This is a genomic window from Pseudomonas sp. HMWF021 (genome assembly GCF_003061005.1).
Classification (GTDB): Bacteria; Pseudomonadota; Gammaproteobacteria; order Pseudomonadales; family Pseudomonadaceae; genus Aquipseudomonas.
Window position 1 is genome coordinate 36134 of the sequence record NZ_QAIK01000144.1, and the last position, 11230, is coordinate 47363.

At 61.0% G+C, this 11230-nt stretch carries 8 protein-coding genes; 7 read left to right on the forward strand and 1 reads right to left on the reverse strand.

What is annotated here, in order from left to right:
* The 3 genes from DBR18_RS29550 to DBR18_RS20070 all read left to right on the forward strand — a co-directional run.
* Window positions 1–540, forward strand: a 540-nt coding sequence (locus DBR18_RS29550; RefSeq protein WP_256588813.1) for a diiron oxygenase, incomplete at its 5' end; no start/stop codon positions are given.
* Between the two features lie 13 nt (window positions 541–553).
* Window positions 554–3946: a non-ribosomal peptide synthetase gene (locus tag DBR18_RS20065; RefSeq protein WP_108591614.1), complete on the forward strand. Its 3393-nt coding sequence runs from the start codon at window positions 554–556 to the stop codon at window positions 3944–3946.
* 22 nt (window positions 3947–3968) lie between these two features.
* Entirely contained in the window at window positions 3969–4436 is a 468-nt protein-coding gene (locus tag DBR18_RS20070; RefSeq protein ID WP_108591615.1) for an SRPBCC family protein, read from the forward strand.
* A gap of 146 nt (window positions 4437–4582) precedes the next feature.
* On the opposite strand, the gene DBR18_RS20075 is transcribed toward DBR18_RS20070, so the two are convergent.
* Entirely contained in the window at window positions 4583–6463 is a 1881-nt protein-coding gene (locus tag DBR18_RS20075; RefSeq protein WP_108591616.1) for a methyl-accepting chemotaxis protein, read from the reverse strand.
* Window positions 6464–6792: 329 nt separating this feature from the next.
* On the opposite strand from DBR18_RS20075, the gene DBR18_RS20080 reads away from it, so the two are divergent.
* The 4 genes from DBR18_RS20080 to DBR18_RS29555 all read left to right on the forward strand — a co-directional run.
* The gene (locus DBR18_RS20080) at window positions 6793–7293 is read left to right on the forward strand and encodes a sigma-70 family RNA polymerase sigma factor (protein ID WP_108591617.1); all 501 of its coding nucleotides are present in this window, start codon (window positions 6793–6795) and stop codon (window positions 7291–7293) included.
* Window positions 7293–8294, forward strand: a complete 1002-nt coding sequence (locus tag DBR18_RS20085) for a FecR domain-containing protein (protein ID WP_108591618.1) — start codon at window positions 7293–7295, stop codon at window positions 8292–8294. The genes DBR18_RS20080 and DBR18_RS20085 overlap by 1 nt, the downstream gene beginning before the upstream one ends.
* 87 nt (window positions 8295–8381) lie before the next feature.
* Window positions 8382–10883 carry a TonB-dependent siderophore receptor gene (locus DBR18_RS20090; RefSeq protein WP_108591619.1) on the forward strand — a complete coding sequence of 834 codons (2502 nt, stop codon included), beginning with the start codon at window positions 8382–8384 and terminating at the stop codon, window positions 10881–10883.
* Between the two features lie 77 nt (window positions 10884–10960).
* Window positions 10961–11230, forward strand: a 270-nt coding sequence (locus tag DBR18_RS29555) for a PepSY domain-containing protein (protein WP_256588814.1), incomplete at its 3' end; no start/stop codon positions are given.

Sequence of the window (11230 nt, forward strand, 5' to 3'; positions counted from 1 at the left end):
GAGCCGATCGAACTGCCCGCTGAAATCGAGCTGAGCCGGGCGATTCCGGCCGCTGTGGCACTGGCGCCGGAGCACCTGCGCAGCGCGGTGGAGCTGATCTGCGTGGCCATCGCCGAGAACACCGTGACCGGCGACGTCGCGGCGTTCGCCCGGGACGACACGGTCAAACCTTCGATCAAGGGCCTGATGGCCGATCACTTGCTCGACGAGGGCCGGCACTCCAGCTTCTGGGCGCGCATGGTGCGCATCTATTGGCATACCGCCAATGACGCGGACCGGGAAACCATCGCGCAGATCCTGCCGGTGTTTATCGGCCATTACCTGACCAACGACATCCAGAAGTCCTTCGATCTGCGCCTGATCGACGCCTTGCCGGTCAGTGATGCGATCCGCCGCTCGCTCAGGGACGAGATGGCCGGACTGGCCTTCCCGATCAATCGCCACCATCCGCTGGTGGGCAACATCGTGCGGTTTTTCCACAGCAGCTCACTGCTCGACACGTCCTGCGTGCAGCACGCCCTGCGTGACTATCTGGTTTGATGAGGAGGCCGACATGAGACGTCTCGACATTTTGCTGATTGGCGCCAGCCAGGCCATGACCGACCTGGCGCAGGAACTCGAACAACACGGTCACTCCTTACGGATTAGCGGCGCGACGCAATCGCCGGTGGATCTGATCATCGATGATGGCTTCATCGGCGCCGGCGATTTCTGCGCCATCCCGCACCTGCATTTGCGCCTGGGTATCGGTGCGCAGAGCCTCGGCGGTTTGCCGACGCTCGACCTGCTGTGCTTCCTCGGCTCGTCACTGATCAGCCGCGTGCCGATCGGTGCTGAGCCGTCCGGCAATGGTCAGGCTCTGCACCAGCGGGTTCTGACGCATGTGGTCGACGAAGTCGCGCTGCTGGTCAGTCGCTTCTCCCGCGATGCCGAGTATTTCCAGCAGGCGGCGCCCGCCACGGCGCCGGACTTCGAACAGGTGGAAGACCTGCGGTTTCTCGACAGCCTGGCTTACGTCCATCGCCTCAACGACACGGCCAGTCCGGTCCTGCTGAAGCAGGCGCAGATCCCGCTGATCGAGCGCTTGCAACAGAGCCTGATCGAACACGCCGAGCGACCGGCGCTGCACCTGGCCGAGCAGTCGCTCAGCTATCGTCAGCTACATGCTCACAGCCGGGCGATCCAGCAACGTCTGCAACCGTTGCTCGAGCAACATCCGCAGCCGTGGATTGTGGGTATCTGCCAGCCGAAAAGTCCGGCGCTGTTCGCCTCGATTCTGGCGGTGCTCGGCAGTGGCGCGGTGTACCTGCCGCTGGAGCCGAGCCATCCGCTGCAGCGCCAGCAGTACATCCTGCAAAACGCCGGCGCGGTGTTGTTGCTGCATGACGGTGAGCATCCGCTCAGTGCGTCGATGCCGGGGCTGGATGTCAGTCGTATCGACAGCGCCGATGCAGATCTCGGCCAACCGCTGATGCGCCTGCGTCCGCCGCTCGACGCACCGTGCATGGCGCTCTACACCTCAGGCACCACCGGCCATCCGAAGGGTGTGCTGCTGAGCCAGGCGAACCTTGCGCACTTCACGGCGTGGTACGCCGATTACGTGCAGTTGCGCGCCGAGAGCCGGGTGTTGCAGTTCTCTTCGCTGAGTTTCGATTCTTCGCTGATCGATATCTTTCCGAGCCTGCTGCAGGGTGCGGAACTGGTGGTGCCCGACGACACGCAACGGCGCGATCCGCTGCAACTGGTGGCGCTGATCCGCCGCCGGCAACTGACCCACGCGTTCCTGCCGCCGGCGCTGCTGAGCATCCTGCCGCTGGAGCAACTGCAAGGCGTGGAGGTGATGACCGGTGGCGACGTCTGCGAGCCTTTCGTCATCGAGCAACTGACCCGTCAGGGCAAGCTGCACAACCTCTACGGCCCCACCGAGGCCACAGTGCTGATCACCGCCCGGCAACTCAAACCCGGTGACAGCAACCGCACCCTCGGCGCACCGATTGCCAACAGTCAGGTGCTGATTCTCGATGACGACTTACAACCGGTGCCGGATAACACCGTTGGCGAATTGTTCATCGTCGGCCCCGGCGTCTGCTTGGGCTATCTGAACAATCCGCAGCAGACTGCCGAGCGCTATCTGACCCTGCAACTGCCGCACGGCGAGACCTTGCGTGCGTACCGCAGCGGCGACATGGCCAAGTGGGGCGAATATGGGATCGAACTGTGCGGACGGCGTGACAATCAGGTGAAGATCCGTGGTTTCCGGGTCGAGCCGGAAGAGATCGAGCGCTGCCTGCGCGAGAGCCAGTTGTACCGTCAGGTGGCGGTGGTGATCGACAGTCAGCGGCGTATTCTGGCGTTCCTCGCCCAGCCACAGTCGGACGCTGCCCGCGATCAATTGAGGGCGCATGCCCAGCAGTTTCTGCCGGACTACATGCAACCGGTGGCGTGGACTGAACTGGCGCACATGCCCTTCGCCAGCAACGGCAAGGTCGATCGCAAGGCATTGCACGAGCTGCCCGTGAGCGTGCAGGACAGCGGCCCGAAATGCCTGCCGGCGAACGCCGACGAAGCGCTGTTGCTGGAGATCTGGGCGGAACTGCTAGAGCTGCCCACCAGCGATATTTCCACCGACGAAAGCTTCTTCAATCTCGGTGGGCATTCGATCCTGCTGTCGCGGATGTTGCTGCGCTTGCGTGAGGAATTCGGGCGCAGCATCTCGATCAACCGTTTCATCGAACTGCCGACCATCATCAAGCTCGCCACGCTGGTGCGCGGTACTGATGACAGCGCGGTGCTCAGCGCCCAGGCCATGGCCGACGCCGAGCGTGCGCTGAACATCGAGCCGTTGCCGATCAGCCGTCTGGGCGATGTGCACAAGGTGATCGTCACTGGTGCCAACAGCTTTGTGGGTGTGCACATCGTCGAAGCGCTGCTCGGTTGGGGCGCCAGCGAAGTGGCCTGCCTGGTGCGTGACGGCGGCGGGCAAACCGCGGCGCAGCGCTTTGCCCAGGCGTTGCGCGAGAACCGTCTGGAGCATCTGGACCTGAGTCGGGTGCGAATCTACTCGGCAGACATCACCCGCCCGCAACTGGGCCTGGCCGACGACGATTATCAGCGCCTGGATCGCGAGTTCGGCGCATTGGTGCACAACGCCGCCAACGTCAACCACGTACTCGATTACGAGTCGCTGGCAGCGGATAACGTCGAGCCGATTTTCGAGCTGCTGCGTCTGTGTGAAGGGCGTAGCAAAAAGGTCTTCAACTTTGTCTCGACGCTGTCCGCTTCAAGCACCGTCGATAACGAAGGCCGCGTGCTCGAACTGCCCGCCGCATTGACCCCACCGATCTACATCCGCAACGGCTACAACCTGTCGAAGTGGGTCGGTGAGCGCATCCTCGAACGGGCCAGAGAGCGTGGGGTGTGGGTCAACCTGTATCGACCAGGGAACATCAGTTTCAACAGCCTGAGCGGTGTCTGTCAGCCGCATAAAAACCGTTTGATGCTGATGCTCAAGGGTTCGATTCAGTTGGGTCAGATGCCCGCCTTTGCGCTGAACTTCGACCTGATGCCGGTGGATTTTCTCGCCCGCTTCATCGCCTTTCACGCCAGCCGTTATTCGCCCGAGCGAGCGGTGTTCAACCTGCACAACCCCAAGCCACTGAGCTGGGATGCCTACGTCGCCTCGTTTCGCGAAACCGGCAGCGAGTTCTCGCTGGTGAGCGTCGCCGACTGGCAGCAGCAACTGGGCCGGGTCGACGCCGACAACGCGCTGTTCGGCGTGCTCGGTTTCTACCTCAACGGCTTCGAGGAAGACATCGGCGACATCTCCCTGATCGGCCACGCCAACGCCGCGGCCGGGGTGCAGCAGATGGGCGCGCAATACCCGGAAAAATCCCCGGCGCTGCTGCGTCGCGGCTGCGATTACCTGAAACAGATCAACTTCATCTAACTCATCAAGAAGGAGCAACACCATGAGCAATCTGCAACCCGACACCCTGATCAAAAACCCGCACGGCTGCCACGTTGTGTCGTCGGTGGAAGTGCCGGCGGACGCGGCGCAGGTCTGGGCGGTGGTCGGCAATTTCGCCGGTTTCGAGCGCTTTATTCCGGCGCTGTCGCACATCGAAATGACCGGCGAGGGCGTGACCTCGCTGCGCAAGAAATTCTTCAAGGACGGCAACGTGGTGGTCGAGCAACTCAACTCCCGCGATGAGCTGGCGCGCGCCATGACCTGGACCACGATTTACAACACGCTGGGCGTGGCGAATTTGTGGGCGGCGATGAACGTGGAATCTTTGGGGGCGGGCAAGTCGCGGGCGACCTGGACGATCATTGCCGAACCGGCATCAGGTGGGGAGGAAACGCTGCCGGGATTCAAGGATTTCGTGCAGGGGTTTGCCGATGATGCGATGGGGAATGTGCTGAAGCTGTTCGTATAAGGCTTCGGATTTGCGGTGATTGCACCGCCGCTATCGCTGGCAAGCCAGCTCCCACAGGTTCCAGGTCTGTCACAGATGTTGTGTTCGCCAGAAATCCTGTGGGAGCGGGCTTGCCCGCGATGAACGATAACGCGGTCTGCCAGACGTCAGATCTTGAAGCTATCCACCAACTGCTTCAGGCGATTGGCCTGCTGCGACAACGCATCGCAATCCTTCAACGTTTCATTGAGGTTGGCCACGCTTTGCTGGTTCAGCAGGTTGATCTGGTTGACGTCGACGTTGAGGGTTTCCACCACCGCGGTCTGCTCTTCGGTGGCTGCGGCCACCGACTGGTTCATGCCGTCGATTTCGCCAATGCGCTGGGTCACGCTGACCAGGCGCAGACCGGCCTGATTGGCCACTTCCACGCTCTCTTCGCTGGACGCCTGACTGGCGTTCATGGTCGTCACCGCTTCACGGGAACCGACCTGCAGGGAGGTGATCATCTTGTGGATCTCTTCCGCCGACTCCTGGGTGCGATGCGCGAGGTTGCGCACTTCGTCCGCCACCACCGCAAAACCACGTCCGGCTTCACCGGCACGGGCCGCTTCGATGGCCGCGTTGAGCGCCAGCAGGTTGGTCTGCTGCGAGATGCCTTTGATCACATCGAGGATGTGGCCGATGTTGTCGGTGCTGGCGTTCAGGGTTTCGATCTGGGTGCACGACAGGCTGATCTTCTGCGACAGCTCGGTCATCGCCTGAATGGTCTGCTCGACCACCTGACGACCGTCATCGGCCTGCTCGCTCGCGCCGCTGGCGTGCTGCGAAGCATCGGCAGCATTGCGGGCGATTTCCTGAGTGGCGGCGCCCAACTGGTTGATCGCTGCGGCCACACTGTTGGTGCGCGCGCTTTGTTCGTCGGAACCGATGATCGAGGCGTTGGACGAGGCCATTACGCGTTGCGACAGGTCGTGCACGTGACGGGTAGCCGACGACACTTCGGAAATCGACGCGTGAATGCGCTCGACGAACTGGTTGAACGAGCTGCCCAGTTCAGCGAACTCATCCTTGCCTTCCACGACCAGACGACGGGTCAGGTCACCTTCGCCCTGGGCGATGTCCCGCATCGCGCGGCCCATGGTGGTCAGTGGACGCATCAGGACGTTGATCAGCAGACTCAGAAGCAGCGCAATCGCAGCGACCGCAACGAACATCGCGATCAGCGCCGAAGTACGGAACTGGCTGAGGGCGGCGTAGGCCTTGTCACGATCGATCGACAGACCGATGTACCAGTCGGCATTCGGCAAATCGCTGACCGGGGTGAACGACAGGATGCGTTCCTGGCCGTTGAGCACCACGTTCTGGTTGCCTTTCTCGATGCGCACGCCGGCGTTCGGGTAGATGTCCTTGAGATTCTTCATCACCTGGTCTTTGTCCGGGCTGACGATCACTTGGCCGTCACCGCTGACCAGGAACGCGTGGCCCAGGCCACCGAAGTCCACCGAGTTGATGATCTTCACCAGGGTTTCCAGGCTCAGGTCACCACCAACCACACCCAGCAGCTCGCCATTTTTTTTCACCGGCATGGCGATGGTCACCACCAGACCACCGACTGCGGCCATGTACGGCGGGGTCAGCATGGTTTTGTCAGCAGCGACTGCCTGCTTGTACCAAGGGCGCTGACGCGGATCGTAGCCGTCCGGCATTTTCGCGTCCGGGCGTTGGGTGAACACACCGTTCGCCTGGCCGACGTAGGTGAACTGGAAGTTCGAGGTGAAGGCCGGTTGATCGACCAGCCCCGGGAAGTCGGCGTCCTTGCCCTGATGGGCAACGTTCTGTGCGAGGTTTTCCAGCACCAGAATTCGCCCGCTCATCCAGTTCTGCACGCTGCTGGCGGTCAGATCGCCGGCCTGCTGCACGGACGACTGGAGGTTCTGGGCAATGGTGTTGCGCTGCAGATAGTCGTTGTAGAGGGTGAACAAAGCGAAAGCCAGGACCACGACGCCCGAGGCGGCCAACAGGATTTTATGGCTGAACTTGAGATTCATTTCATGGGACTTCTTATGCAAAAGTGGGTATGCGTTCGGGGATGCAACATTCCATGTAGCTCCAAATGTCCAATAGCTGGCAGGCGGCGTTCTGATGGCCGCTCTACTTTGGTGCACGCATGTCTCACCAGTCTGTCGGCACCGTTCGCGGAAATCTTAGGGCTGCGTGGGAAATGCCCTGCATTTCTGTCAGATTCCCGCCGAACGGCGTGCCAGAGCGTTCGCTTCAGTTTTTTTCGGGACGTTCTTTCGACAGGAGGTTGCAAAATTCACAGCCCTTGATAAAAATGCGACTAATTATCATTTGTGACGTTCGGGCTGTCGCGTTCATGTCCTCACCTGAGTTTGCAGTGCAGGCGCTTTACAGGAGTCATCACGGCTGGCTCAACGCCTGGCTGCGGGCGCGGCTGGGCAATGCCGCGGATGCGGCGGATCTGGCCCAGGACACTTTCGTGCGCCTGTTGCAGCGCAGCGAACGCCTGGAAATCAAGACGCCTCGGGCTTTTTTGCGCACCATCGCCCGTGGTCTGGTGATCGACCATTGGCGCCGTGAAGAAATCGAACGCGCCTATCTCGAAACCATCGCCCACTTGCCCGAAGCCGAAACCCCGAGCGCCGAAGCCCGCGCGTTGGTGATCGAGTTGCTCGAAAGCATCGCGCGCATGCTCGAAGGATTGCGGCCGAAAGTCCGTCAGGCATTTCTGCTGGCGCAGTGCGAAGGTCTGACTCACAAGCAGATCGCCACGCAGATGGGCTTGTCTTTGCGCTCAGTGGAGCGTTACGTCGCCGATGCGCTGTATCACTGCTACGTGTTGCGGTACGCAAACTGATGCCTGTGGATAACCTCTCGACCGGACGTCGTGCCGAACCGCCGCAACAGGTGGTCAAACAAGCCATTCACTGGCTGCTGCGGCTGCGCAACAACCATGGCAATGCGCGCCTGAGTCGCCAATGCGAAGCGTGGCGCGCCGAACATCACGAGCATGAACTGGCCTGGCAGCGCGTGCAGTCGCTGCAGGCCGAACTGAGCCATAACCTGCGCGCCGTGCCCGGTGCTCAAGTGGCACTGAACACGCTGGAGAACAGTGCGCAGGGACTGGGCCGGCGACAGGCCTTGAAGCTGCTGTCCGGCGCAGTGTTGATGGGCTCTGCCGCGTGGTTGGCCAAAGACACCTCGACCTGGCAGCAGTGGAGCGCTGACTACGCAACCGCGACCGGTGAACGCCGAGGCTTCCAGTTATCCGACGGCACGCGGATCGAGTTGAACACCGCCAGCGCGGTGGATCTGGATTACACCGCGCAGCAACGGCTGATCAAACTCACACGCGGCGAAATCATCGTCACCTGCGGCGGTAACGATCAAGGCGCGGCGTTCAACCGAGTGCTTCGCGTGCAAAGTCGTCACGGTCTCTATGAACCGGTCGATGCCCGCTTCATCCTCCGCCAGGAAAGCGATTGCACGCGACTGAGCGTTACCGCCGGGCGCGTTGCCATCCACACCGCTGGCATCTCTGTTGAGGCGCTCGCCGGGCAGACCTATCTGGTCGATCACCACCAGGTACGTCCGGCGCCGCCTATGGACATGGATGCCGGCGCCTGGGTCGACGGTCTGATCGTTACGCGCAACATGCGTCTGGGGGATTTCCTCAGCGAAGTCGGGCGATACCGTCAGGGATTTCTGACGTGTGCGTCGGACGTCGCCGATTTACGGCTTTCCGGGGTGTTTCGCCTGCACGACACGGACAAACTGCTGGCGATTCTTCCGCAGACCCTGCCGGTACAACTGCGCTATCGCACGCGGTGGTGGGTGACACTGGAGCGAGTGGTTTAAAAAAATTTTGGCGGGTTTTCGCGGCAAGTCCGGCTTGATCAGTAAGCACTTCAACTCAGCCTTTGCGACTTGCCACGGAAACCTACAATGACTGTCCGCATCACCTGTAAGAACTCTCTGAATTTCGCTGCCGAATCGGGCCTGCTGCGCCACGCCATTCGCGCCGCCCTGCTTTCCACGGTTTTGGGCGCCGGTGTCTTGCCTGGCCTGAGCCTCGCCGCCAATGCCAGTGAAGCGAGCAGTCATCGCTACAGCATCGCCGCCGGCCCGCTGGGCGAAGCACTGAACCAGTTTGCGCGCCAGGCCGGCATCACCTTGTCGATGACACCTCAGCAAACGCAGGGGCGACAGTCACCGGGCGTGCAGGGCGAATATTCGACCGATCAGGCGCTAAGCCATTTGCTGGGTGGCTCGGGTCTGGAAGCGGTCAGCCAGGACGGCAGCAGCTACATCCTGCATTCAGTCAGCGACAGCGCCGCACTGGCACTGCCGACCACTGATATCAAAGGCTTCGCCCTCGGCAATGCACTGGGCAGCATGGAGGGCTACAACGCCATCCACAGCCAGATCGCCACCAAGACCAGCACCGCGTTGCTGGAAACCTCGCAAAGCGTGTCCGTGGTCACTCGCGAGCAAATGGACGACCAGGGCTCACAGACTGTCTCCCAGGCAATGCGCTATACCCCCGGCGTGCTGACCAACCCATACGGCGCAACCCATCGTTACGACTACGTGGCGATGCGCGGTTTCAACGACGGCTCGGTGGACAACATCTATCTCGATGGCCTCAAGTCGATGGGCGACAGCGGGACCTACAGCACCATGCAGGTCGATCCGTATTTCCTTGAGCGCGTGGATATTCTCAAAGGTCCATCGTCGGTGTTGTACGGCCGCAGTTCGCCCGGTGGCCTGGTGGCGCTGACCAGCAAAAAGCCGTTGTACGAGGCCTATCATCAGGTCCAGGCCACGGTCGGCACTCAGGGTCAGCGCGGGGTCGGTTTTGACTTCAGTGGTCCGGTCGATGACGACAAGCGTGTTGCCTATCGTCTGACCGGTTTGACCGATCAGTCCGACACGCAATTCGACCACAACAAGGAAAAGCGCTTCGCGCTCGCGCCGACCCTGAGCATCGACTTCAGCGAAGACACCTCGCTGACGCTGCAGGCGTATCTGCAGCACGATCCGGATGGCGGCTACCACGGTGGCGTGCCGGCGGATGGCACGATTCATCAGCGCAACGGCAACCGTATCTCGCCGCATTTCTTCGAAGGTGAGCCGGGGATTGATGGTTACTCGCGGGATCAGCAGTCGTTCGGCTATCAGTTCGAACATCGCTTCAACGACGTCTTTACGGCGCGGCAGAACTTCCGTTACCTCGACTCCAAAGTGAACATGGATCAGGTCTACGCTTATGGCTGGACGACACCCACCAGCAACGAACTGAACCGCTACTACACCGGCGGCGATGAGCGCCTGCATGCCTTCATCGTCGACAACATGCTGCAGGCCGAATTCTTCACCGGTGCCACCAAGCACACCGTGTTGATGGGCGCAGATTATCAACGGCGCAAGACGGTGGTTGACTGGACCAGTGGCGGTCTGGCGCCGATCAACGCCTTCAATCCGGTCTACGGCAACTCGGCGATCGACCTGTACGGCGAGACCAGTTACCTGCGACGCCTGGAGCAGACCGGCGTGTACTTGCAGGATCTGATCGAGATGGACCAATGGCGCTTCTCGCTGGGCTTGCGTCAGGATTGGGTCGAGACATCCGATGAAAACCGTATCGCCGAAGCAGGGCGCCCGCAGGGTACGGAAATCAATGACCGACGCACCAAACTGACCGGCCGCGCCGGTGCGCTGTACCTTTTCGATAACGGCCTGGCGCCGTACATCAGCTATTCCGAGTCGTTTAACCCGAACTCGTATGCCGACAGCGCTGGCAATCCGCTGCCGCCAACTGACGGGACGCAATGGGAAGTCGGCCTGAAGTACCAGCCGCCGGGCACCGACAATCTGTTCACTGCCTCGCTGTTCCGCATCGACCAGGAGAACCTGGCGACCAAACTGCCGCAGGAAAACTTCTACCGCGCGGTAGGCGCTGTCCGTTCGCAAGGTCTGGAACTGGAAGCCCACATGCAGGTGACCGACAACCTGAAAGTGCTCGGCAGCTACACCTTCACCGATATCGAGTACTCGAAGTCGATGGTCAGCACCTTGAGCACACCGACCGATGTGATCGAGAACAAAGGCAATTCGCCGACTCAGGCACCGCGGCACATGGCGTCGCTGTGGGCGGACTACAAATTCGACAGCGCGGCACTCGATGGCCTGCGTCTGGGCGGTGGTGTGCGTTATGTCGGCTACAGTTGGGCGGATGCGGAAAACACGCTGAAGGTGCCGTCCTACACCTTGTTCGACGCATCGATCGGTTATGACCTGGGCAAGGTTGGCTTGAAGGGCGTCGACGTGCGCCTGAACGCGAACAACCTGACCAACGAATCCTACGTCGCCTCCTGCGCGAGTCTGAACTTCTGCTACATGGGCGAAGAGCGCAACGTCGCCGCCACAGTCAGCTACCAGTTCTAAGCCTTTGAATTGTGCATAAAAAAGCCAGCCCCTGATTATTCAGGGGCTGGCTTTGTCGTCTCTGCAGGGAATTTTTCATGCGCGCATTGTTAGTGTTGTTGCACCGCTACATCGGCTTGGCGACGGCGATTTTTTTGCTGCTGGCAGGAATCACCGGAAGCATTCTGGCGTTCAACCATGAGCTGGATGAGTGGCTGAATCCGCAATTTTATGCGGCGTCCGCAGAGGGTCAGCGATTGCCTCCCGGGACGTTGGTCGATGCTGTGCAGACTGCGCATCCGAAGTTGCAGGTCTGGTACATGGAGTATCCGGAGGAAGTTGGGCATACCGCGTTATTGGCGGCGGTC

Excerpts from the sequence above, each read along its gene's own strand:
- DBR18_RS20065 (WP_108591614.1), top strand. The coding sequence starts at position 554 with ATGAGACGTCTCGACATTTTGCTGATTGGCGCCAGCCAGGCCATGACC.
- DBR18_RS20070 (WP_108591615.1), top strand. The coding sequence starts at position 3,969 with ATGAGCAATCTGCAACCCGACACCCTGATCAAAAACCCGCACGGCTGC.
- DBR18_RS20075 (WP_108591616.1), bottom strand. The coding sequence starts at position 6,463 with ATGAATCTCAAGTTCAGCCATAAAATCCTGTTGGCCGCCTCGGGCGTC.
- DBR18_RS20080 (WP_108591617.1), top strand. The coding sequence starts at position 6,793 with ATGTCCTCACCTGAGTTTGCAGTGCAGGCGCTTTACAGGAGTCATCAC.
- DBR18_RS20085 (WP_108591618.1), top strand. The coding sequence starts at position 7,293 with ATGCCTGTGGATAACCTCTCGACCGGACGTCGTGCCGAACCGCCGCAA.
- DBR18_RS20090 (WP_108591619.1), top strand. The coding sequence starts at position 8,382 with ATGACTGTCCGCATCACCTGTAAGAACTCTCTGAATTTCGCTGCCGAA.